Below are 23,082 nucleotides of genomic sequence, written 5' to 3'. Positions count from 1 at the left end.
AACCGCTGCGCGTTTTTTCGCCGGTGAAGATAAACGTTAGCTGTCAGTGGTATCCTCGTTTATTAGGAGTAATAAGTGTTTTTCCAAATACCAACAAGGTTTGTATCAGAAGAATTAGAATTGTTACAAGCTTTTCATGAGCAGCAGGAAAAGCAAATATCGGATTTTATATTCAACATAGACGACCATATTGAAACAGATTGGCATGAAGGGTGGCACCAATCTTATGCTGATGACCCTGGAGAACTAATTGAGTACCCAGTTGAAAGAATTGGTGCTGTTACAGAGCATGGTTATAACATTAGGGAAATCTTCACAGATGTCATGCCTATGTATCAAAGACAATCAATGCTGATAAGTATGTGGGCCTTATATGAATGTGAATTTACAAATTATTATTCACATGTTGCTTCTATGCTAGGTCGAAAACCAGAGTTACCTAAGAAGAAAAAAGGGGAATGTGTTAGTCAGTTTATACATATTCTAAATAGCTTTAAACGTCTGGGGTGTTTAGAGTCAGAGTCTGAAAGCTTTGCTCCTGCTGTTGAACGACTAAATGGTGAAGTTAGACATATCAGAAATGCTTGGGCGCATAACGGTGGGAAGCTACAGAGTAATGACGTGATAGAAGGTGTAGAAGGCATAACAATTTCTACGGGGCAAGTTAATCTATCCGCTAGTTATATTGAGAATGTATCTGAATTAATATCACTAGTTACCAGTGAATTATCAGATTCGGTAGTGGAAGTTATCAAACAACATAAATTAAAAAATGACAGCTAAAAAGGTATTTAATATTAAAAAACAGTTGGTTACGTTTCGCTTCGCTACACATTTTAACCCACTGTTTTAGTCCGCTTTATGCGGCGCTAGCCTAATCCAATAGTAAGTGGGCTTATATGATAGATAACATTTGGGAAGATAGAGAAACACCAGATCTTGAGCACATTCTCGAATTATTCAACAACGCTGAGTTGGGTGCATATCTAGCAGGTCATTTATTGCTTGAGTCAGTATTAGTTCAATTAATAGAGTTGAAGCTTGACGATAGTGAGAAGATAAACCCATTTAACATTAGTTTTCCTAATAAGGTTAATTTAGCGCTAAATCGCGGTTTAATTTGGCAATCAATGGCTGATTTTTTGATCGAAATGAATCGTATTAGAAACAGGTTAGCACATCGTTTAGGTGAGCCGATTACTTTTGATTTAGTCTTTGGTTTAGCCAAAGTTGCTCACTTAGCTGGCGTCGATTTTTCTGATGACACAATATATTCTGATTATCAGTTGTCTCAGCAGTGGTATGGGATCCAAGGAATCATCCAAGAAATATTCCAAAATGCTGCACAAGACCTTTCATTTATAATGGAAGAGCATGGTGGGGAATTTCAGTTTTCTTAGGCAAACTGTTTAAGAGTGATTTGCAACGCGTGGCATTTTTACTATGCGTTGTATTCAAAGAGCTGCAAAAGGATCTGGACGAGTGGATGAATTATTACAATAATGAACGCACACATCAGGGCAAAGTATGTTGTGGCAGAACGCCACTAGAAACATTACTTGATGGTAAAAAGATTTGTGCAGAAAAGAATTTAGCTCAAATCTAAGCTGACAACGGCACCATTAAAAATGGGTAACTGTCAGATCAAGTCTGAGCTAGTACAATTAATTGATGACGTTTTTTCTGATTATTCATCAATGCTATATGTTAAGAATTTAGTGGAGTGATTTAGTTTAAGCCTAGATGTCTATTTAAGAGCTGAACCCGCGCCCGCTCTTTTTATCGTGCTCTTTGATGTAATTACCATAATGCCGGAACAGCATTTCAGGTCCGTTGTGGCCCATTTGGTCAGCAACCCACCATAGGTTCGCGCCGCGGCTGATCAGCATGGTGGCGAAGGTGTGCCTTGTTTGGTAAGGGTGACGATAGCGCACGTTTGAACGCTCGAGCACCTGCACCCAAATGTTCTTTCTTATTTGATCCGCACCGGTCAGTGGTTTGCCTTGCTTGGGCTGTTCAAACACAAACTCGCTTTTGGCTTCGGTGATGGCCTGTTGGCTTGTTAGTGCTTCAATGGCCTCTGGCAATAACTCAATGTTACGAATTCCAGATGATGTTTTGGGGCCTTCCCCCTTTGGTGATGGACTCTTTATTCGCTGGGGCTCGGAATACGATTTATTACATTTGGGCTTCTTTAATTCTGACTTCTCTGCTTAACAGGTTTATGTCTCGCCATTTTAATCCGGCCAGCTCTGATGACCTTAAGCCACTGAAGAAGGCAAATTGAATCAGGTTACGCTCGGCTTGGTTACGACATGCCGATAGGATGGCATCAATCCCTGCAGGTTTGAACGGGTCAACATCGCGGTGTTCGCCGGTGGTTGATACCTTGTCTTGCTTTTTCATGTATTGATGCGGCTTAACAGCGGTGCATGGGTTGGCCATCCCCCCCTTCGAGTAGTAAACTGGTGCTACATCCGCATAAATGTGCGAGGAAACCATGAAATACGAATTATTAGTGCTAGCTGCAATGACGCGATTAGAATCACCCAACACTCAAGCCATTGTTGCGGCTACGGGCATCTCTGAGCGAAAAGTACAATCTGTTGTTCATTCATTAGTAGAAAATTTAGGGTTGGATATCCAAAGAGAGCGCCAAGGGCGAACGTTTCGTTTTACTATCAATAGTTGGGGTGTGTTTGAATCTGGCCAAGCCATTCAATCCCAGCTAAATGCTATCGATCTCGTCATGCCTCATCGCTCTTTGATTTCGACTTACGAAGAGAAGCATGCGTATTTTGAGAAAGTTAAAATGAATAACTTCAGAGAAAGTACGCGCTTAGAGGGACATGACGTGGCCAGTGATTTAGACCCGTCACTTAATAGGGAGCAGCAGCGGCAAATGCTGATTGAAAAATACTCGAATGTCAGTTCGTTGGCCGCTCTCAATGATAGATAAATATGGCACAACGCAAGAACCTTATACTTATGACAACAGTAACGTGTTGGTTAATAAGCTCAATATTACCGATGAAGTGGTGTTAGAAGCAGCGGAGCGTGACTTAACGACACTCGCTGCGATGTATATTGAGTTTCAATTACCCCCTTACGATTTCGCGTACCTATGTTCAATTCATCGTCTGCTTTCTGTTGATTTATTCACTTGGGCCGGTGAGCTGAGAACCATCGATATATCAAAAGGGAATACACGTTTTTGTAACATCAGCAGAATTGAACCCGCGCCCATGAAATCTTAAGTTGTTATTTTAAATGTGTTTTTTACCATTCTATAAAAGCTCGTGCTACTAACGTGCTATTTGAGGGGAGCTTGGTCCTATTGTGCTGTCCAGTACAGGTGTACCAATTTACAAGCGTTCCGATGATTCAGTTTATCTAGTAGGATTCGCTCTTACAATTTACTCTCAATACAACTCACTTTTGGACCCAAAATGAGTTACAGCACACCCATAGAATCAACGACGTTCAATTTGCATCTTCTCCACAAATTGAATGAAATTATCTTTTGCAAAGCTCTCTAACTGGTCATTCCAAATTAGGCCTACATCCCATGAGCTGCTTTCCCCTGAAAGTTCCCAAAAAGCGACATGCTCATTTGCAATATGCTTTACACTTGCAGGAACAATAGTGAATCCCAAATTTGCAGAGACTAGTGCCAACAATGTTTGAATATCATCAGCCTCTTGAACTACATTCAGTTTTTTTCCATGCTCTTCTAATAGCATGTTTATTTGTTGGCTTAGGCCCATGCCTCGTTCAGGATTAAGCTTTAAATAATCGATTGAATCTAACGAAAACCACAATTTTTTTTTGTCTATGATTTGGCTTCTATGCGTCGCAAGCACTAGGTGATCTGTACTGAGTTTCACGCCCTTCAGTGGAGCTACAGCTGGTAGTCGACTAAAACTGAGGTGAAGCTCCCCTAGAAGTAAGGATTCTGACTGCTTTTGAGATGGTATATCGTTGAGCGTAATGTGGATTTCTGGGTAGTGTTTTTTAAATTTAGCTATGTAATCTGGTGCAAGGTGGTAGGAAGATATACCAAAACCTATATTGAGGTTTCCTGCAATGCCCTTGGCAACTCGTTGGGTTAGACATTTATAAGATTCAAAACTTGAAACTATTCGCTGCGCTTCAGGTAAAAGAGCAATTCCTGCCGCCGTCAAACTGGCCCCTTGTCTTCCTCTCTCAAATAAAACTACGCCACAATAAGCCTCAAAGCGTTGAATTTTCTTGGTTAAAGCTGACTGAGTAATGTGTAAGTGCTCTGACGCTACTCGATAATTACCATCTTCCGCTAATTGACAGAATGTGCGTAAATCACCTAAATCCATTCCATGCGCTCATTGTTAATTGGAAGTTTATTCATTATACGGAATCGAATCAGTTTTTTAAAATGACAGATATTCACTGAAAAAGAGGAACGATAATGAAAGATATCCGTGTTGCCACTGTTCAATTTAACCACCATGCGAACGATAAAAATTACAACTTATCGATCATTCAAAGTTATGCAGAAAAGGCTGCTAAAGAAGGAGTAAAAATCATTGTCTTCCCGGAAATGTGTGTTACTGGCTACTGGCATGTTTCAACACTGCAAAAGTCAGAGGTCGATGATTTGTCAGAGTTCATCCCGCAAGGAGAAACTTCTCAACGCTTGCTAGAAATGTCTGAAAAATATCAACTCAGCATCGGCGCAGGATTAATTGAAAAGGACAAGAACGGAGATCTTTACAATTCTTATGTAATGGCAATGCCTGATGGTCAGATAGCCAAACACAGAAAGCTCCATACGTTTGTCAGCGAACACATGAGAAGTGGCAATGAATACACTGTATTTGATACGCCACATGGATGCCGTGTAGGAATCCTGATTTGTTGGGATAATAATTTGGTCGAGAATGTTCGAATAACAGCGTTAAAAGGCGCTGATATCCTAGTTGCGCCTCATCAAACAGGTGGCACGAATTCTCGCAGCCCTAATGCGATGGGGTTGATTGATCCCAAGCTTTGGCATAATCGTAAACAAGATCCAGAGTCGATTCGTTCTGAAATGCAAGGTTCTAAAGGAAGAAAGTGGTTAATGCGTTGGCTACCCGCGCGTGCCCATGACAATGGCATGTTCCTGATCTTTAGTAACGGTGTTGGTGTTGATATGGATGAAGTTAGAACGGGGAATGCGATGGTGCTCAATCCCTATGGCGAAATTATCGCTGAAACTGACTGCGTCGATAATGATATGGTTATTGCCGATCTCAATGCGAATGATCTAAATATGTGTACAGGCAGGCGCTGGATCAGAGGTCGTAGACCTAATCTCTATGCTTCCTTAACAATGGAAGGGAATGAATTAACCCCTTATCAAGCAAGATTCTCGACGCAAAAATAGATGGCGTAACATCTTATTGAACAGTCGCCAACGCATAATACGTTGGCGACTATATTGTTTCATAAAGAGCCCCTAACAAACTTTGGGGCAAAGTATGCTGTGGCAGAACGCCACTAGAAACATTACTTGATGGTAAAAAGATTTGGGCAGAAAAGAATTTAGCTCAAATCTAAGCTGACAACGGCACCATTAAAAATGGGTAACTGTCAGATCAAGTCTGAGCTAGTACACTTAAATTAATGTCTTGTGGAATTAGTTTAAGTCTTGAGATCTATTTGATAACTAAACCCGCGCCCGCTCTTTTTGTCATGCTCTTTAATGTCGTTGCCATCATGACGAAACGGTATCTCCGGTCCGTTGTGACCCATTTGGTCTGCTACCCACCATAGGCGCCTAAATGCTCTTCCTCAATCACAGAACGTAACACCGACCCTTTTTGTAACTGACCGTTAGCCGATATAGTGGTTGTTGCGACAGTGAGTGATGTGCCTAACGTTTTGCTTAATAGTGCGCGATGTTGTTCACAAACCCTAATCGAGGTTGCCTTGGTTTTATATTAATTTGATATACAATGCGGGAAATCTGTCTATTTCATTTAACTTGCGATACTTTTCGCAGTAAATAAACGCTCGCTTTGTGCTTTCTATCGTTTGATTGTTATCGCTGGTTTTTAAGTAGCTGAAAAAATAGTAGTTAAATGCACGTTCTTACGGTGGCGTACGGGGGTTATTCCAGAATTCAAGTGCAAGTAGTTAACCAATAACTTTGCGCGAGAAGAACTACTCGCTGCACGCTAAATTTTGCAGTGAGCAAGGCGTTAGTGAGTCAAGTGAAGGTAGCCTGCTTTACTATCGGTCACGTTCAAGTCTGCACGAGTCAATATGTAACAGAGAAGCCGGGGCGGTTGTTCTGAGCGTCCGGATTTGCGTTGGAGTGACCCGACAAGGGCCCGCTCCCACGATGAATTATCTTGTAGAGAAATGTAAATGAAAAAAATTCTTATTTTGGCGTTGGTAGGGCTAGCTGGTTGGCAAATATACGCTGATCAGAACGCACAGACGTTAACAAGTGCTGATATCGACATGTTAAATATTAAGGAGGAGGTGGTTGCAGGTACCTACATCTTGAATGACGAAGAGTTTGAGTGCGACGGTCGCCAACACTGTAGCCAAATGACTTCTCGGGCAGAGGCTGTATTTTTTACTAAACACTGTCCGAATACGAAAATGGATGGTGACCATGATGGTATTCCTTGTGAGAACGACTCTCGGTTTTAAGTTATATGCAGGGGAAGTTGCCTTTGATTAATAAAGGGCTAACGGTTCGGCCTAGCAGCCAATACCATGGTATGTCGTATGTTTATGTGTAAGTGAGGGGAGAGCGCATAAATAGTATATTTAGGAACTAAAAATGAAATGTTCTGTTTTTATTGCCACTAGCGTCGATGGCTACATTGCTACTACCGAAGGCGCAGTTGATTGGCTTCATACTGCTGGCAACCCAGCTGCGAATATGGAAAAAAATCCCGATATGGGTTTTGCCGTTTTTATGGCCTCTGTTGATTGCATGATCATGGGACGTAAGTGCATGGAGACAATTTCTAGTATGAATTTGTCTGCTGAGCAATGGCCTTATAGTGATACCCATGTTGTTGTTTTGAGTAATACGATAAACGTGGTCCCGGAGAATTTAAAGGGCAGGGTGGAGATGTTTTCTGGCGAAGTAACTGAGCTGATCAAGAGGTTAGAATGTAAAGGATTCAAGCACGCTTATATTGATGGCGGCGCTACCATCACATCATTTCTTAATCTTAAGCTTATCGATGAAATAACAATCACTAAAGCGCCAATTTTATTGGGGGATGGGGTGCCACTTTTTGGCAAAATTACCCAACCATTAACGCTGGTGGACGCCAGAGCAACAGCTTTCCCAAACGACTTTATTCAAATTAATTACAAAGTAAATTACTTGTGATAACAGCAGTGACTGTTCATCACGCAAGTTATAAGGAGTAAAAATGAAAATTCGCCCTCTGTCTATCACTATTATTAGTTGGTTTTTTATTATTACTGGCCTGATATCGGTAGTTTCAGGTTCACTGCTCTACGATAATCCAGAATCAGTTAAGCTGATGGAATTAAGCGTACTTCCCCTCGCAGTACAATATGCCATGATGGTTATCGGTTTGATCATAACCATTGCAGCTGGCGTGTTAATGCTAAAGGCTAAACGGATTGGCCGCACGGCGTATGTTGGCTGGAGTGTGATATCTCTGTTGACAGGGTTAATAACCTCACCAGCAAAAACGATGTTGGTCCCAAGTATCATTATATTTGTCATTGTTGCTTTTTTCCTTTTTAGGCCGAAGGCAAATGAGTACTTTTCTGGCGCAAAAGAGGATTTATCAAGCAATGCGTAATGTTCTAGGTATTCTATTTTTCATCGTATCGGGTTTTTTTGTTTACATGTTAGGGTTTCTATCCTTTTTTAAATTTCCAGGTGATGGCGTTAATAAATTTTTATTAATCGGAGTAATTTGCATTCCGCTACTTATCTTTCATGGGATTGGCTTGGCTCTTTACCGAGGTGGGAGTTTGAAGAAGGCAACAGGAATAACATTTTTAGTTGCCGTGGCGCTGAATGCGATGGTTGCTATTAGTATGTTTTCTTTTAGCCACTCCGATGAATTAGCAGCTGTGGTTGATACCAGTGGTCTTGATATTTTTAGTGACTATACCACTGGCTTTATGGTGATGGCTGTTTCTTTCGGGTTAGGTTTGATTTTCTATTTTCTGGGCAGAAAAGCTAACAAAGTCAGTTCATCAGAGGAAAGCGCCGTTGTCTAAAGGGTTAGGCTAGCTCGCTTAACTTTGCCTTTGTCGCTTTTGTCATTGTAGTAGGGGCCAATTGCTATTTATCCATTAAAAAATCAACTCTTTTGTTATGAGGTTGGAATTGGCTCTGGCTTGTGGCTGGATTGAGTATCGCACTTCGTAAGTTGCTTCGGCGACGTGAATACAAGGTTACGAATATATGTTTGATCGCTTCATTATATTTTTTGCCCTTTTTATAGGAGTTTTTCCATTGCATGCTTCAAATAAAGTTTTCCCGCCTGTACCAGACTGGAGACCAAACTTTACTGCTGAGGCCGCAGTGATATTAAAGCAACTGGTGTTTTATACCAATGATCAAAAGGATGTGGTGCAGTTTAGCAATGGTACGCTGGTGCTGTTGCCCGATAGGTTATCTGATACAGCTGCTTACGACTATGCATTAAAGGTGCTGTCGGATATTTACAATTATCACCCTGATATGAAGCCGATTGCGATGAAAGATGGGAATATTGTGCTGCAATATAACCATCCCGCGGTTAATGTTGTGATGACAGGTTTCACAGCAAAGCACATGGATGAAATTCGACAGTTACACCTAGATGGGCTCGTGACGGATGAGGTTTTAATCACGCCATTGGGGAATAACATTTTCGATGACTTTGGCATGCAAGCTTTATACGGCAGAGCTTTGATGTTTATGGATGCACAAGACCCTGTAATTATTCGTCTATATCGTCATGCAAAAGCAAATCAATAATGGTAAGAAAATTGGCAGCTACACCGTCTAAAACCATGGTTACTGCGGTGGTTGCGTAATATAAACGCGATTATGGCTTTGTTTGCGGGGCTAAATAGTCTATCCGAGTGTGATGGGCCAAGTAGCAACACTAGCAATGTTTTTGAGTTGCTTTTAGTCACTCGTTAGTAAGGCGCGTATGCGTCATAACCCAATGTAACATTCAAAATAGGAAATAAAATGGTTAAAAAAACGTTAGTTTTATCTTTGGGGCTGTTGGTTTCAAGCCTAGCGAATGCCAATGTTGATGAAACATGTGCGGAAGCTGGCGTTCGATTGAATAAGGTGATTGATGATTGGAATACTTCGGTATTGGACTATTCAACCCCTGAAAAGAATCCTTCGGTTATTGCCATGTATAAGGATTACAAGGACGGCACCCTAGAAGATAATTTTGTCGCGCAATGCAAAGAGAAGTGGGCGATGAATCAGGATATTTTTGAGTGTTTCTCGGGTGTGAGATCTGAAATGGGGGCTTCCATGTGCCGGGCTCCCGAGACCAATGCAAACGACTGGAAGTATTAGCCGTACTTGCGCACGTCATTGAGTGTGCTGGCTGATTCAAGTTCGCCTTTATCAGCTGCGTTATTAAACGATTGTTGTTAAAGGCGTTAACTGAAAGAAGAAAATGAAATTTGGCCTTAAATCAGCGAGCATCATTAATATTAAGTGCATCCGTATTCAACGGGCCTAGCCCGAACTAGGAGAAAGCATGGAAGAGGTAATGGAAGTCGCTATGGCAGAGCAAGCCTCAAGGCTCTCTAGGTTGGGGGCTGCTTAATCTTATTAATTTGTGCTGGATATTCGGCAAGCCTTCACGCTGTTTGCATGACTATATCGCGGGTACAAAGGTAGTAAGGGTCGCCAGTTAGTTTGAGATCATTAGGGACGCTAAGTAAGCTGCAGCTTAGCAACTTGGCCCCTCTAAATACAAGGAATGTAAAAGCGATGGTTGAAAATGAGGTGGCGGTAAGTGAGCTTGTTTCACCGGACGAGTATCGATATCACTTTAACCGGGTTGCTGGCGTAACGACTAAACGCATTATTTACTTAAAGAAGAAGTTTGCATCAAAATCAGGATTTGAGTTTGAGAGCTTTCCTATAGCAGATTGCAGCACCATAAAATACAAAGCAGAGTATTCGTTACTCACGGTCGTCACTGGAGTTGTGGTGGTATGCATCCTTTTATTGCTCTTTTTGATGCTGTATTTGTATGGCGATAGCTTGGCTGCGGGGCAAACAGCTCCTCTTGGTGCCATCGTGTTAGCGTCTCTTTATGGCATCCGAAAATTATTTGGCGCGAAAAGGCACCGCTTAACATTTATGTTAAACAATGGGCATAAATTAGAGTGGCTGTCTAAAGCGGGGCACTTTGACAATAAAGAGCGTGAAGTGAAAAAGGTAGTTAGCTTGGCTAAAAGGTTAAACATTCTTTGTCGTGTTGATGGCGTATAAAAAGGCCCATGATGAATCTAGATGCTGAAAGTTATTTTATTAATGTCGAGGCAGTGCTGGCGTCATCAATTTTAATGTTGGACGGACTCCCTATCTAAGGTTCATGGATGATTAAAAATATTTTACAGGTTATTGGTTTATCGGCTCTTTTACTTAGTCATGTGGTATTTGCTGAGCAAATGGATAAGGCTTCATTTCAACGATACGTTTTTGAGTATGTGCAGCATAAATACGATCAATATGATTTCGAAAAGCCAGATGAAGTTGAAATTATCAAGTTAGGTAAAATTGAACTGGGACTGCAGAATTTATACAACCTTTATTTGCAAAGTAAGACCACGACCACTGAGCTTGACGGGATGTTAGGTGAGCACTTCGATCAGCTGTTACCTGAACTAACACTCTCAGATAAGTCAGAATTGCTCAGTTGGCGTGAGGCTAAGTCACAGGTTAGGCCCCAGTTTTCGCCTGTTGAGTATTTGGACCGAGTTGAACTTGCGCATCGTAAATTAGACGAGTACGTGATCATCGCCTTTGTTTTAGATCAGGAAAACACTTACCGGTATATCACAACTGAAGATCTGAAATTATGGAATGTCACACTGGCAGAGCTATCTGACATCGCCTTATCTAACCTTGATGAATCAAGCCACAAAATACCAATGCAGATGTTTCTCGAACAGGAAAAGTTTATCGCCATTCAAGCTATGGATGGCTATGATGCGGCCCGCATTCTTATTCCTGAGTTTAGAGCGTTTGTTATCGAAAAGTTGGGAGAACCATTCTTTGCTGCATTTCCAAACCGAGACTTTCTTATTATGTGGTCAGGTGACAATTCTGCTGGGTTTAAAGCGTTTGCTTCCGATAAAGCACAACAAAGCTTCAGTGAGCAGCCATATTCACTCACGCCAAACATTTTTAAAGTGACTCGAAGTGCGATAGAAGTTGTGCAGTAATGAGCACCAAATTCTAATTTGTGAACGTTTCGGTTCGTTAGCCTTGCCGTAATGGATTGTTCCTATTGCCGTGCTCGTCAGCGGCTTTTTACTTTATTAGCTTCAGGGGGAAATGATGACTAAAACAGAGCTAGGGTTTTATGCTCGATTAGCAATATTGCTTGCAGTAGTGATAGTTCATATTGCTGCCGATAGTGGCGCAAGCTTTAGTGATGGGCTTCAAGAAATCTCTCCAAGCTATTGGATAGCCATCGTATATGGAGCTTATCTTGGCCTGTATGTTGTGACTTTAAGGTGCAAGGCCTGTCATTCGCCCATAATCTACAAAGCTATAAACCCTGCACAATGGCGGCTTCCCAAATCGACTTGCAGTAATTGTGGCTCTGGTACCTAGCCTCATACGAGTAGTCTTTGTTGCGCCAAGGAAAATCGCCTACTCAATATATTACAGAGCTTTTGATCTCTCAGGCTGACCGAATAAGCAGTCTATGTAAAGGGCGCGGTGTTAATAGTCTTCATGTTTCCTGTCTTGCAAGGTGGTCATATTTCCCCTCGAGTAGTAAAACAAACCTAAATCCGCATAAATGTGCGAGGAAACCAAGAAATATGAATTATTAGTTCTAGCCGCAATGACGCGATTAGAATCTCCAAACACTCAAGCCATTGTCGCTGCCACGGGTATCTCTGAGCGAAAAGTGCAATCAGCCGCTAATGCATTAGTAAAAAATTTGGGTGAGATATTCAAAGAGATCGGCCTGTAGGCACTTGATATCTGAACTGCCAAATACCTGATTTTTCGAGGGTTAAGTGACGAATGTTTAGTACCTACTTTTAGTACCAACAGCCTACACACAAAATTACAGATAAAAAAAAGGCGTTAACTCAATGAGTTATCGCCTTTTTCTATAGATTGGTGGAGCTGGCGGGAGTTGAACCCGCGTCCGAAAAACCTACATCCTCGGTACTACATGCTTAGTTAGTCTTTTAGTTAACCACCGCAACTCCGACTAACAGGATTTGAAATGGCGAGCCTGATACTATTTCGCGGTTCAGCCTCAGACAAGCTTCCCTCGCTATTCTATGTAGATGACCTTCCTGAACCCTGCCCATAGAAGAGACCTGGGAGGAAGGCTAGCTAGCCTAAGCTGCTAGAGCGTAGTTATCGTCGTTTGCAACTATAACTTTTGCGGCTTTTTTACGAGGCCAGCCGCACCTCGGCATGCACCTTGGGTTTCGTGAATCTCGTCGAATCCTAAATCAGCCCCAAGTTGTTACAGGCAGTTTACAAGAAACTGTCACATCTAGAAAGCACTATCTTACTTTATGTTTCATAGTGCGTTCTTTTTGTACTTGCCACTCGCGATCTTTAATGTCGGCACGCTTGTCGTGGTCTTTTTTACCTTTTGCCAAGGCTATTTCTAGCTTGACCCAGTTTTGCTTCCAGTACATCGCAGTTGCAACAAGGGTGTAACCTTGCCTTTCAACTTTTCCGATGAGGGTCTCTAGCTCTTTGCGCTTAAGTAATAAGCGACGGCTGCGCATGGGTTCACACACCACATGTGTAGAAGCTTTATCAAGGGGAACGATGGTCGCTGCTAATAAAAAAGCTTCGCCATTTTTTAAGAAGACGTAGCTGTCGGCGATGTTTGCTTTACCTGCGCGCAGAGATTTTACTTCCCAACCTTGCAGTTCAAGACCGGCTTCCATTTTACCTTCTAAATGAAATTCATGACGCGCCTTTTTGTTCAGGGCGATGGTACTTGAGCCGGATTTTGTTTTTGAGTTCTTTTTAGCCATAGCTGCGTATTATATTCTATTCGGCTGGTATGAGAAAGGAATAGCATAAATGAAAAAAGCCAAATAAAGGAGTGTTAAGGTGTCATATTGAGGTATTTATTTGATGTTAAGCTGCGAAAGGGCCTATTTATAACGTTTTGGTAGATGTTAGTAGGTATTTGATTGAAAAAATCGCCGATTTTGTTTTATTGTCGGGTAAAATGGTTTTTTTGTGTTGAGAGTAGTGGTAATGGCACAGATTTCAAAATCGGCACTGGTGATGTTTAGTGCCACTGAAATGTTTGATTTAGTTAATGATGTTAATGCGTACCCCGAGTTTCTTCCGGGCTGTTCTGGCAGTGCTGTGTTGGCGCACTCCGATAATTTGATGCGCGCATCGGTTAATGTTGCTAAGGCCGGCATTAAAAAAACATTCACTACTGAAAATACCTTGGTGCCCAGCGAGCGCATTATTATGCAATTGATTGATGGTCCGTTTAAGCATTTGCGCGGTGGCTGGACCTTTACTCCCCTTGATGACAAGGCTTGTAAAGTGGCATTGGATTTAGAATTTGAATTCAGTAGTAAGTTGGTTGAAATGGCATTTGGCCGAGTATTCCACGATTTATGTCATGCGATGATTAAAGCCTTCACCGAGCGAGCCAAAGAGGTGTATCGTGTCTGAGTTGACGATTAAGGTTGAAGTGGCCTATGCCACGCCAGACAAACAAAAAATTATAGCCTTGAATGTTGAGAAAGGGCTAACTATTAAAGAGTGTATTTTGCGCTCTCACATCCACCATGTCTTCCCTGAGATAGATGTTGATAAGGCGAAGGTGGGGATTTTCAGTCGCCCAGCTAAGCTAACGGATGAAGTTCATGATCTTGATAGAATTGAGATATATCGCCCATTGATTGCTGATCCTAAAGAAATGCGTAAGTTACGCGCGCAGCGAGCTAAAGAAGAGGGACGGGCTGATAAAACGACAGGTGGGCGCGTGGCTCAGCGCGGTAATACAGAATAGTTCAGATAGGTTAAATACTGAATATTAAAAAAGCGAGCTTGGCTCGCTTTTTTTGATGCTGGACTTTTACTCAGCTGCGTATTTAGCGTCGCACTTTAGCAATGCTTCAACTAGTTAAGTTGTTGGTCGCTGAATTTATCAGTCAGTGCCGGGTCGCCAGAAACACGGATAAGTTTATCGTTACCAAAGACCAGTTCCATTTGTGATTGTTCTGATTTTTCACCACCGGGCTTAAAGTAATATAAGTAGTACCATTTATTGCTATCAAATGTGTCGATAAGCATCGGTGAGCCCATAACATAGCTAACTTGCTCTTTAGTCATGCCTAAGCTGAGTTTATCGATTTGTTCCGCCTCAACGAAATTGCCTTGAGCAACGTCAATTTGGAATACGATCTTGTCATAGATAGCAGAGCAGCCGCTAAGAGAAAGTGAGAATGCTGCAGCAGCGATAAGGCTTTTTAGTCGCATAAATCCGTTTCATTAAGGTGAATATCAGCGGCAAATCATACCCAGTCTGGTGCTGGAAGTAAAAACTTGCCGTGATTATTTTCATTATCTAGCGCAAATTTATTGAAATTATCTCGCTTGTTTCCTTATTTACCACTATGTGTTGGCTATTGGATCAGTAATTCTTGTGCATTGGCGAGGGTTTTTTCGGTAATGGCGTCGCCGCCTAGTAGTCTCGCTAGCTCTTCTAGTCTCTGTTCAGGTTTGAGTGCGTGCATTGAAGTTTGCGTGCTGGTGCCGTCGGTTTCTTTGCTGACGAACATTTGCTGATGGCCGTGGCCAGCCACTTGCGGTAGGTGAGTGACACAAAATACTTGGGTGGTTTCACCTAGTTTACGTAGTAATTTGCCTACCACTGATGCAGTGGCGCCACTAATACCAACGTCAACTTCATCAAAAATCATGGTAGGGGTTGATGCTTTCTGTGAGGTTATCACTTGTAGTGCTAAGCTGATGCGCGACAATTCACCTCCTGAGGCGACTTTCCCGATGCTTTGCAGAGGTTGCCCGGGGTTGGTGGTGACACTGTAGTTAACGGTATCTATACCCATTGAGGTTATTTCTGCGTTTTCATCGGCGAGTACATCAATTAAAAATTGCCCAGCCGGCATACTAAGTTGGTGCATGCTTTCGCTGATTTTTTGACTTAGCTCTTCGGCGTAACGCTGGCGGCTTTGGCTAAGTTTTTTGGCTTCTTCTAAATAGTTAGCGCGTACATTCGCTAGTTCTCTTTCCAGCTGGGCGGCGCGCTCTTCTGAGTTTGAGATGCCATCGAGTTCTTTCGCTAATTCTTGGTGCTTTTTACATAACTCTTCGGGTGATACTTGATGCTTACGGGCAAGTTGCATGGCCTGGCTTAAGCGGTTGTCTAGGTAGTTAAATTGTTCCGGATCCATTTCTAAGCTTTCACAATAGTTTCTTAGTTGCGAACTGGCCTCTTCAACTTGAATAATGGCTTCTTGCAGTATGCTGGTAATTTCAGACAATGCAGGATCGTTATCCGCTTGACTTTCTACGCGGTTTGCTGACATTTGCAGTAAGCTGAGTGCGTTCACTTCATCGTTTTCATAAAGTATGTCGAGCCCAGCTTGGCATTGTTCCATTAGGGTTCCGCTGTTTGCTAGCTTTTTATGCTCTTGTTCAATTTCTGAAAATTCATTAGGTTGCAGCGCAAACTCATCTAGCTCTTGCACTTGGTATTCCAGTAGTTGTTTACGAGCATCGTTTTCGGCTTGCTGTTGCTGTAGGTGGCGCAGTTCTTTGTTAAGGAACTGCCAGCCTTGGTAATTATCTTTTACTTTGCGTAACAGTGCTTTGTGGCCAGCATAACCATCCAGTAGTTGCATTTGCACATCGGGGCGAAGCAAGGTTTGATGCGCATGTTGGCCGTGAATGTGTACTAACAGTTGGCCTAGGTTTTTAAGTTGAGAAAGCGGAACAGGAATACCATTGATATAGCCACGCGAGCGTCCCTCATGGGTAACCGTGCGGCGTAAAATACAGTCGTTTTCGTTTTCCAGTTCGTTGTCTTGCAGCCAACGCCGCGCAGCAGGAATGTGCTGTAAGGAAAATCGTGCAATGATCTCAGCTTTTTTGGCGCCGGGGCGCACCATGTGGGCATCGGCGCGATCGCCTAAGCAAAGGCCTAAGGCATCAATAGCGATGGACTTACCAGCCCCTGTTTCGCCAGTAATGCTGGTCATGCCACCAGAAAGCTCTAATTCTAAAAACTTTACAATCGCAAAGTTGGTTACGGTTAGCTGAGTTAACATATACAAAATCCATTCAATACAAACACTGTATAAAAAAGCAGTATAGACTGTTTTTTTATACAGTAAAGTGTCTGAGTGAATTTTATTCTCTAAAAATAAACCGGGTGACGATATTTATAATATTGGTCACATGCCTCATTGTGTTAGGCGCTTAAAAAGGTTTCTTTTCCCAGCCGAGCTTTTGCTGCAATACACTGAAATAACTGTAGTTACTGGGATGAACCAGTTTTAATTTGTGGGTATGTTTTTTGATGACCACTTCGTCACCCGGCTCGACGGGCAGCGTAACATGGCCATCGCAACTAACTTGCATGGCAGCTTGGTTATGAGGGGAGACAACTAAGCGTACGTGGGAATTTGCATCAAGCACAATAGGGCGGCTGCTTAAGGTGTGTGGAAACATCGGCACGAGGGTGATGGCGTCAAGGTTTGGCGTTAAAATAGGGCCGCCACCAGAGAGCGAGTAGGCCGTTGAGCCTGTGGGCGTTGACACTATCATGCCATCGGCGCGTTGGTGCAGCATAAAACTGCCGTTCACGTACACTTCAAATTCAATCATGTGGGCGATTTTGTCTGGGTGCAGTACGGCTTCGTTTACCGCCGTTTGCCTGCTTTGTCGTACCCCTTTGCGAAATACTTCGGCTTCTAATAAAAAGCGATACTCAGTTTGGTAGTTGCCTTGCAGCACCTGATTGAGCGGCTCTTCGAATTCATCAGGGTCTAAATCCGTTAAGAAACCTAAGTTGCCACGGTTAACGCCAATCACGGCCACGTCGTATTGCGATAAAATTCGCGCAGCGCCGAGCATGTTACCGTCGCCGCCAACCACGATTGCTAAATCAACATGAAGGCCTAAGGTTTCAACGTCCATTGCTTCGCTATCGACGATATCAAGCTCAGCCGCTACCAAGGTTTCAATGATGACCCGATAGCCTCTTTGCTTTAAATAATGGTGCAGGGCTTTTAAGGTTTGATTTGCACCTAAATGATTAGGTTTACCAATTAAGCCGATGGAGTTAAATTTTACCGTCATCTAGTCAACTTTCTATTGGGTTGAGCACGTTAAATGGTGCTAATTAAAGCAATAATGAAAGGGCTTGTTAAATCTAGCAAGGGTTTTCTTTTCAGCAAGGTTGAAACTGCTAGAGTGATCCCCATAATAAGGGGCAATGTGTTTTAGTTAATATCTCAATGGAGTAAACATGAGCAGCGAAGATAAAAGCCTATCGCCAGAAGAGCAAGCAGTAGACGTTGAGCAAGTCGCTCAAGAAGGTGAAGTTCTCGCAGCCGATGCTGCAGACGCTGTGGAAGGTGAGTTTGAAGCAGGTGAAGATGCGCGTATCGCTGAGTTAGAGAAAAAGCTAGCCGCAGCGGAAGAAAAAATTGCCGAGCAAAAAGATTCGGTGGTTCGCGCTGCCGCAGAAGTGCAAAACATCCGTAGCCGCACCGCTAAAGATGTAGAAAAGGCACATAAATTTGCGTTGGATAAATTTGCTGCTGAACTATTACCTGTGATTGATAACATGGAGCTGGCACTGAGCCATGCTGACCATGAAAACGACGATCTTAAGCCAATGATTGAAGGGGTTGAATTAACCCTTAAGGCGATGCTGAGTTCTGTTGAGAAATTCGGTGTGGTGGCGATTGATCCTAAAGACGCACCATTTGACCCAGAAAAGCATCAAGCCATGAGTATGCAAGAAATCCCGGGCGTGCCTGCTAATACTGTGATTGCAGTCATGCAAAAAGGATATGAGTTAAACGGTCGTGTGATTCGTCCGGCAATGGTTATGGTTTCAAAAGCCAGTGCCGCGCCAAGCTCGGTTGATACTCAAGCGTAATAGGTAAGAGTCAGCTAATACTGTCCAATTAACACTAGATGCCAGTAACGTCATTAGGTTACTGGCATTTTTTTTGTTTAATACCTCCCTAATGCAAGCAGTTATCATTTGCAAGTTTATTACGACTACTTTGCTGGCAAGTTAGCTAAAAAAAGATGTCAAAACGGTTTTTTCTTGCTCTATATCGGAAATATTTTCAATTTTTTTTCTTTTTCCCCTTGAAGCGTCTTTTCACAACCCCATATAGAGTGCATAGACGGAACAGCACGAAGCAAAATTGCTCTTGCTACCTTCCACAGTGAACATAAATTATTATTGGAGATTGCCTAATGGGTAAAATTATTGGTATTGACTTAGGTACAACGAACTCTTGTGTTGCGATCCTAGACGGTAACACGGCTAAAATTATTGAGAACGCTGAAGGTCATCGTACTACTCCGTCAATTATTGCTTACGCAGAAGACGGCGAAACATTAGTAGGCCAGCCTGCAAAACGTCAATCTGTAACCAACCCAGAGAATACGTTGTTCGCTATCAAACGTTTAATTGGTCGTCGTTTCGAAGATGAAGAAGTTCAGCGTGACATTAAAATCATGCCTTACAAAATCATCAAAGCTGACAACGGTGATGCTTGGGTATCAGCTCGTGGTAAAAACATGGCGCCACCACAAGTGTCTGCTGAAATCTTGAAAAAGATGAAGAAAACGGCGGAAGACTACTTAGGTGAGAAGGTAACTGAAGCGGTAATTACCGTACCTGCTTACTTTAACGATTCACAACGTCAAGCAACAAAAGATGCAGGCCGTATCGCTGGCCTAGACGTTAAACGTATTATCAACGAGCCAACAGCGGCAGCGTTTGCATACGGTGTTAACACAGCGAAAGGCGACAGCGTTGTTGCAGTTTACGACTTAGGTGGTGGTACATTCGATATCTCTATCATCGAAATCGATGAAGTTGACGGCGAAAAAACATTCGAAGTACTTGCAACTAACGGTGACACGCACTTAGGTGGTGAAGATTTCGATAACCGCGTAATTAACTACTTAGTATCTGAGTTTAAGAAAGATCAAGGCTTTGACTTAACAACAGATCCACTTGCAATGCAACGTCTAAAAGAGGGTGCTGAAAAAGCAAAAATCGAGCTTTCTTCTGCGCAACAAACAGATGTTAACTTGCCATACATTACAGCTGATGCATCAGGTCCTAAACACCTTAACATCAAGCTAACACGCTCTAAATTAGAGTCGCTAGTTGAAGACATGGTTGAAGCAACTCTTGAGCCACTTCGCATTGCGCTACAAGATGCTGACCTATCAGTAAGCGACATCAACGACGTGATTCTAGTGGGTGGTCAAACACGTATGCCACTGGTACAGAAGAAAGTGTCTGAGTTCTTCGGTAAAGAAGCGCGTAAAGACGTTAACCCTGATGAAGCAGTAGCGATGGGCGCAGCGATCCAAGGCGGCGTACTATCAGGTGACAAAACTGACGTATTACTACTAGACGTTACACCTCTTTCTCTAGGTATTGAGACTATGGGCGGCGTAATGACTAAGGTTGTTGATAAAAACACCACGATCCCAACTAAGGGTTCACAAGTGTTCTCAACCGCTGATGACAACCAAAGTGCGGTAACCGTTCACGTACTTCAAGGTGAGCGTAAGCGTGCCGGTGACAACAAATCTCTAGGTCAATTTAATCTAGAAGGTATTCGTCCTGCGCAACGTGGTGTGCCACAAATCGAAGTAACCTTCGACCTAGATGCTGATGGTATCTTACACGTATCGGCGAAAGACAAAGATACAGGTAAAGAGCAGAAGATTACTATCCAAGCAAGCTCAGGTTTGTCTGATGATGAAATCAACAAGATGGTTGCTGAAGCAGAAGCGAACGCAGAATCTGATAAGAAATTTGAAGAGTTAGTACAAACGCGTAACCAAGCTGATGGCATGGTTCACGCAACACGCAAGCAAGTTGAAGAAGCGGGCGATGCACTCGGTGCGGAAGATAAAGAGAAAATCGAAGCCGCTGTGACTGAACTTGAAGAAGCCGCACGTGGTGAAGACAAAGAAGCCATTGAAGCAAAAACTCAAGCGTTAATGGAAGCTTCACAAAAGCTAATGGAAATTGCTCAGCAAAAAGCGCAAGCAGAGCAAGGCCAAGGTGGTGAGCAAGCTGAACAAGGTGGTCAGGCTAAGCAAGATGACGATGTTGTTGATGCTGAATTTGAAGAAGTAAAAGACGACAAGAAGTAATTAACTTTATAATGAGTTAGTTATTGCGGGTGTTGGGTAACCAACACCCGTGTGTGTTTCCAGCGACGTATCAAAGAAGTAATAGTGAATCATGTCTAAACGCGATTATTATGAAGTACTCGGCCTTGGCAGAGATGCCAACGAGAAGGACGTAAAAAAAGCCTACAAACGTCTGGCGATGAAGTTTCACCCTGATAGAACTAAGGGTGACAAAGATTCGGAAGATAAGTTTAAAGAGGTTAAAGAAGCCTACGAAGTGCTAAGCGATCCTCAGAAAAAAGCGGCCTACGACCAATTTGGCCACGCAGGCGTGGATCCAAATCGCGGTGGTGGCGGTGGTCATCAAGATTTCGGCGATATTTTCGGTGATGTTTTTGGTGATATCTTCGGTGGTGGTGGCGGCCGTCGTGGTCAGCAACGTCCACAGCGTGGCTCAGACTTGCGCTACAATATGGAACTTACCCTAGAAGAAGCGGTAAGAGGTATTTCCAAAGAAATCAAAATTCCAAGTTTAGTGCATTGTGAGCAATGTAATGGCTCAGGCGCGAAAGCGGGCACTCAAGCAAGCACTTGTGGTACCTGTCATGGCCAAGGCCAAGTGCAAATGCGCCAAGGCTTTTTTGCAGTGCAACAGGCTTGTCCTACTTGTCGCGGCAAAGGCAAAATTATTAAAGATCCGTGTAGCAAGTGTCATGGTGAAGGCCGTTATGAGCGCACTAAAACCTTATCCGTTAAAATTCCAGCGGGTGTTGATACTGGCGATCGTATTCGCCTATCTGGCGAAGGTGAAGCGGGTGAAAGTGGCGCACCAGCCGGTGATTTGTATGTGCAAGTACATGTTAAAGAGCATGAGATATTTGTCCGTGATGGCAGCAATTTATACTGTGAAGTGCCGATTGGCTTTGTTGAAGCCGCATTAGGTGGTGAAATTGAAGTACCTACCTTAGATGGCCGTGTGAAGTTGAAAATCCCAGCTGAAACGCAAACGGGCAAAATGTTCCGTATGCGTGGTAAAGGGGTTAAATCGGTACGCGGTGGCGTAGTGGGTGATTTATTGTGTAAGGCTTATGTCGAAACACCAATCAAACTATCTGACGAGCAAAAAGATTTGTTAATGCAGTTTAACGAGACACTGAAAGGTTCAAAGGGCAACAAACACAAGCCGAAAGAAGAAGGCTTTTTTGCGGGTGTGAAAAAGTTTTTTGATGATTTGACCAAGTAGTCTTTCATTTGATTTAGAAAATGCCACTTAGCAGTGGCATTTTTTTTGTCTGAATTTTACTTTAGCTATGAGGTCAGGCAGATAGAAGTTGTTAATTATTTACATAAAAAACCAAAAACGGGCTTTTTCGGTTGTTTATTTATGTAATAAGACAACAAATATGACTTTTTGGCCTTTATATTGGCGCAAGTCACTTTTTTTTTTTTACAGATTAATACAATGGCAATATTTTAGTCTGGGCAATATTGCAGTAGCATCGCATCGTTATTTTTTCCCGATGGCCACAAGACGATCGAATTGAATCAGGAGTTATATATGTTATATGGATTTGACCTAGGTGGAACTAAGATAGAGTTTTCGGTCTATGATCAGCAATTAAATTTAGTTTCAAATCAACGAGTGGCCACGCCTGCAGATGATTATGATGCTTTCTTGAACATTTTTGCTGATATGGTGAAGCAAGCAGACAAGGAATTTGGTTGTCGTGGCATGGTCGGGATTGGCTTCCCAGGTGCCATTAATACTGCTAATGACACGCTTATCTGTGCCAACTTACCAGGCATGAATGGTAAGCCGCTGCGTCATGACTTAGAAAAATTGATAGATCGCCGCGTTGCACTGCAAAACGATGCTAATTGCTTCTTAATTTCAGAGTGTTACGGTGGTTCGGCTGATGGTTGTAAGAATGTATTAGGTGTCACTCTGGGCACTGGCGTTGGCGGCGCACTGTTTGTAAACGGTGATGTGGTGAATGGTTTGAACTTCTTTGCTGGTGAAATTGGTCATTACTGCATTCCTGCAACCATGAAGGAAAAGTACCCCGATCTACCGCTATTTATCAGTGGGTTAGGTCATGCTGGTTCGTTTGAAACTTATGCATCAGGTACTGGCTTAGGTAATATTTATAACCATTTTGCAGACCATCCTGCTAAGGGCCCTGAAATTCTGGAGCTTTACCGCAGCGGTGATGCGGTTGCGGTGAAAGCGGTGGATATTTACTTGGAGATATTAACCGCTGGTTTATCGACATCGATCATGGTGCTTGACCCTGAAGCCATCGTATTTGGCGGTGGTTTAGCCGCTTTTGAAGAAATATACCCCGAATTAGAAAAGCGTTTACCCGCTAAGCTTATCCCAAATGTACGCCTGCCAAAGCTTTGCCAAGCTAAATTTGGCGGTGCCGGTGGCGTACGCGGTGCAGCGTTGCTAAATTATCGTAAATAAAGGTTAA

General features: G+C 42.8%; 25 protein-coding genes, 1 other RNA gene and 2 pseudogenes. 20 read left to right on the top strand and 8 right to left on the bottom strand.

Annotated elements, in window-relative coordinates:
* Nucleotides 1-75 precede the first annotated feature (75 nt).
* From K6Y31_RS03000 to K6Y31_RS02990, 3 genes and pseudogenes are all read left to right on the top strand, one after another.
* Nucleotides 76-783: a hypothetical protein gene (locus K6Y31_RS03000; protein WP_233051355.1), complete on the top strand. Its 708-nt coding sequence runs from the start codon at nucleotides 76-78 to the stop codon at nucleotides 781-783.
* A 116-nt stretch (nucleotides 784-899) separates the two neighbouring features.
* Nucleotides 900-1,400 carry a hypothetical protein gene (locus K6Y31_RS02995; protein ID WP_233051354.1) on the top strand — a complete coding sequence of 167 codons (501 nt, stop codon included), beginning with the start codon at nucleotides 900-902 and terminating at the stop codon, nucleotides 1,398-1,400.
* 56 nt (nucleotides 1,401-1,456) lie between these two features.
* Nucleotides 1,457-1,606, top strand: a pseudogene (locus K6Y31_RS02990) (IS481 family transposase); the annotation flags it as partial.
* 145 nt (nucleotides 1,607-1,751) lie between these two features.
* Here K6Y31_RS02990 and K6Y31_RS22145 read toward each other — a convergent pair.
* On the bottom strand, nucleotides 1,752-2,087 hold the full coding sequence (locus K6Y31_RS22145) for a tyrosine-type recombinase/integrase (RefSeq protein ID WP_251080745.1): 336 nt from the start codon (nucleotides 2,085-2,087) through the stop codon (nucleotides 1,752-1,754).
* A 91-nt stretch (nucleotides 2,088-2,178) separates the two neighbouring features.
* Nucleotides 2,179-2,445 carry a tyrosine-type recombinase/integrase gene (locus K6Y31_RS22140; RefSeq protein WP_251080744.1) on the bottom strand — a complete coding sequence of 89 codons (267 nt, stop codon included), beginning with the start codon at nucleotides 2,443-2,445 and terminating at the stop codon, nucleotides 2,179-2,181.
* A 55-nt stretch (nucleotides 2,446-2,500) separates the two neighbouring features.
* Here K6Y31_RS22140 and K6Y31_RS02980 point away from each other — a divergent pair, with 55 nt between their 5' ends.
* Together K6Y31_RS02980 and K6Y31_RS02975 are read left to right on the top strand one after the other, a co-directional pair.
* Complete coding sequence (locus K6Y31_RS02980; protein ID WP_233051353.1) at nucleotides 2,501-2,959, top strand: YhfG family protein; 459 nt, start codon at nucleotides 2,501-2,503, stop codon at nucleotides 2,957-2,959.
* Nucleotides 2,949-3,257, top strand: coding sequence for a Fic/DOC family protein (locus K6Y31_RS02975; RefSeq protein ID WP_233051352.1), 309 nt, complete (start codon nucleotides 2,949-2,951; stop codon nucleotides 3,255-3,257). Before K6Y31_RS02980 ends, K6Y31_RS02975 begins: the two co-directional genes overlap by 11 nt.
* Before the next feature lie 216 nt (nucleotides 3,258-3,473).
* Here K6Y31_RS02975 and K6Y31_RS02970 read toward each other — a convergent pair whose 3' ends face one another.
* On the bottom strand, nucleotides 3,474-4,352 hold the full coding sequence (locus K6Y31_RS02970) for a LysR family transcriptional regulator (protein ID WP_233051351.1): 879 nt from the start codon (nucleotides 4,350-4,352) through the stop codon (nucleotides 3,474-3,476).
* 95 nt (nucleotides 4,353-4,447) lie between these two features.
* Here K6Y31_RS02970 and K6Y31_RS02965 point away from each other — a divergent pair, with 95 nt between their 5' ends.
* The 9 genes and pseudogenes from K6Y31_RS02965 (at nucleotide 4,448) to K6Y31_RS02925 (ending at nucleotide 11,448) form a co-directional block, all read left to right on the top strand.
* Nucleotides 4,448-5,407 carry a nitrilase family protein gene (locus tag K6Y31_RS02965; protein ID WP_233051350.1) on the top strand — a complete coding sequence of 320 codons (960 nt, stop codon included), beginning with the start codon at nucleotides 4,448-4,450 and terminating at the stop codon, nucleotides 5,405-5,407.
* Between the two features lie 1,139 nt (nucleotides 5,408-6,546).
* Nucleotides 6,547-6,684: pseudogene (locus K6Y31_RS02960) on the top strand (excalibur calcium-binding domain-containing protein); the annotation flags it as partial.
* A gap of 133 nt (nucleotides 6,685-6,817) precedes the next feature.
* Nucleotides 6,818-7,381 carry a dihydrofolate reductase family protein gene (locus tag K6Y31_RS02955; RefSeq protein WP_233051349.1) on the top strand — a complete coding sequence of 188 codons (564 nt, stop codon included), beginning with the start codon at nucleotides 6,818-6,820 and terminating at the stop codon, nucleotides 7,379-7,381.
* 43 nt (nucleotides 7,382-7,424) lie between these two features.
* A complete protein-coding gene (locus tag K6Y31_RS02950; protein WP_233051348.1) occupies nucleotides 7,425-7,826 on the top strand; it encodes a hypothetical protein in 402 nt (133 codons plus the stop codon).
* Nucleotides 7,780-8,253: a hypothetical protein gene (locus K6Y31_RS02945; protein WP_233051347.1), complete on the top strand. Its 474-nt coding sequence runs from the start codon at nucleotides 7,780-7,782 to the stop codon at nucleotides 8,251-8,253. Before K6Y31_RS02950 ends, K6Y31_RS02945 begins: the two co-directional genes overlap by 47 nt.
* Nucleotides 8,254-8,440: 187 nt before the next feature.
* Nucleotides 8,441-8,998 (top strand): hypothetical protein, encoded by a 558-nt coding sequence (locus tag K6Y31_RS02940; protein WP_233051346.1) that lies wholly within the window; start codon nucleotides 8,441-8,443, stop codon nucleotides 8,996-8,998.
* Nucleotides 8,999-9,217: 219 nt separating this feature from the next.
* A complete protein-coding gene (locus tag K6Y31_RS02935) occupies nucleotides 9,218-9,562 on the top strand; it encodes a hypothetical protein (protein WP_233051345.1) in 345 nt (114 codons plus the stop codon).
* Between the two features lie 423 nt (nucleotides 9,563-9,985).
* Nucleotides 9,986-10,492, top strand: a complete 507-nt coding sequence (locus tag K6Y31_RS02930; RefSeq protein WP_233051344.1) for a hypothetical protein — start codon at nucleotides 9,986-9,988, stop codon at nucleotides 10,490-10,492.
* 107 nt (nucleotides 10,493-10,599) lie between these two features.
* A complete protein-coding gene (locus K6Y31_RS02925) occupies nucleotides 10,600-11,448 on the top strand; it encodes a DUF1444 family protein (RefSeq protein ID WP_233051343.1) in 849 nt (282 codons plus the stop codon).
* A 911-nt stretch (nucleotides 11,449-12,359) separates the two neighbouring features.
* On the opposite strand, the gene ssrA is transcribed toward K6Y31_RS02925, so the two are convergent.
* Together ssrA and smpB are read right to left on the bottom strand one after the other, a co-directional pair.
* Nucleotides 12,360-12,713, bottom strand: a transfer-messenger RNA (tmRNA) gene (gene ssrA, locus K6Y31_RS02920).
* A gap of 46 nt (nucleotides 12,714-12,759) precedes the next feature.
* Entirely contained in the window at nucleotides 12,760-13,245 is a 486-nt protein-coding gene (gene smpB, locus K6Y31_RS02915) for an SsrA-binding protein SmpB (protein ID WP_233051342.1), read from the bottom strand.
* 229 nt (nucleotides 13,246-13,474) lie between these two features.
* Between smpB and K6Y31_RS02910 the strand changes: the two genes are divergently transcribed.
* Both K6Y31_RS02910 and K6Y31_RS02905 read left to right on the top strand, forming a co-directional pair.
* Nucleotides 13,475-13,909, top strand: coding sequence for an SRPBCC family protein (locus tag K6Y31_RS02910; RefSeq protein ID WP_233051341.1), 435 nt, complete (start codon nucleotides 13,475-13,477; stop codon nucleotides 13,907-13,909).
* Entirely contained in the window at nucleotides 13,902-14,249 is a 348-nt protein-coding gene (locus tag K6Y31_RS02905; protein WP_233051340.1) for an RnfH family protein, read from the top strand. The genes K6Y31_RS02910 and K6Y31_RS02905 overlap by 8 nt, the downstream gene beginning before the upstream one ends.
* Nucleotides 14,250-14,359: 110 nt before the next feature.
* On the opposite strand, the gene K6Y31_RS02900 is transcribed toward K6Y31_RS02905, so the two are convergent.
* The 3 genes from K6Y31_RS02900 to nadK all read right to left on the bottom strand — a co-directional run bounded on the left by K6Y31_RS02900 (nucleotide 14,360) and on the right by nadK (nucleotide 17,563).
* Nucleotides 14,360-14,719, bottom strand: coding sequence for an outer membrane protein assembly factor BamE (locus K6Y31_RS02900; protein ID WP_233051339.1), 360 nt, complete (start codon nucleotides 14,717-14,719; stop codon nucleotides 14,360-14,362).
* A gap of 146 nt (nucleotides 14,720-14,865) precedes the next feature.
* The gene (gene recN, locus K6Y31_RS02895) at nucleotides 14,866-16,530 is read right to left on the bottom strand and encodes a DNA repair protein RecN (protein ID WP_233051338.1); all 1,665 of its coding nucleotides are present in this window, start codon (nucleotides 16,528-16,530) and stop codon (nucleotides 14,866-14,868) included.
* Between the two features lie 151 nt (nucleotides 16,531-16,681).
* A complete protein-coding gene (gene nadK / locus K6Y31_RS02890) occupies nucleotides 16,682-17,563 on the bottom strand; it encodes an NAD(+) kinase (protein WP_233051337.1) in 882 nt (293 codons plus the stop codon).
* A 169-nt stretch (nucleotides 17,564-17,732) separates the two neighbouring features.
* Between nadK and grpE the strand changes: the two genes are divergently transcribed.
* The 4 genes from grpE (at nucleotide 17,733) to K6Y31_RS02870 (ending at nucleotide 23,075) form a co-directional block, all read left to right on the top strand.
* On the top strand, nucleotides 17,733-18,371 hold the full coding sequence (gene grpE, locus K6Y31_RS02885; RefSeq protein ID WP_233051336.1) for a nucleotide exchange factor GrpE: 639 nt from the start codon (nucleotides 17,733-17,735) through the stop codon (nucleotides 18,369-18,371).
* 329 nt (nucleotides 18,372-18,700) lie between these two features.
* The gene (dnaK, locus tag K6Y31_RS02880; protein WP_233051335.1) at nucleotides 18,701-20,629 is read left to right on the top strand and encodes a molecular chaperone DnaK; all 1,929 of its coding nucleotides are present in this window, start codon (nucleotides 18,701-18,703) and stop codon (nucleotides 20,627-20,629) included.
* Between the two features lie 91 nt (nucleotides 20,630-20,720).
* Nucleotides 20,721-21,851 carry a molecular chaperone DnaJ gene (dnaJ, locus tag K6Y31_RS02875; protein WP_233051334.1) on the top strand — a complete coding sequence of 377 codons (1,131 nt, stop codon included), beginning with the start codon at nucleotides 20,721-20,723 and terminating at the stop codon, nucleotides 21,849-21,851.
* A gap of 315 nt (nucleotides 21,852-22,166) precedes the next feature.
* A complete protein-coding gene (locus K6Y31_RS02870) occupies nucleotides 22,167-23,075 on the top strand; it encodes an ROK family protein (RefSeq protein ID WP_233051333.1) in 909 nt (302 codons plus the stop codon).
* The last annotated feature ends 7 nt before the right edge of the window (nucleotides 23,076-23,082 follow it).

Origin of the sequence: Motilimonas cestriensis, from assembly GCF_021295315.1 — a bacterium.
GTDB lineage: Bacteria > Pseudomonadota > Gammaproteobacteria > Enterobacterales > CBDFNC01 > Motilimonas > Motilimonas cestriensis.
The sequence above is the reverse complement of the archived record's forward strand: the minus strand, read 5'-3'. Positions and strand labels throughout refer to the sequence as shown.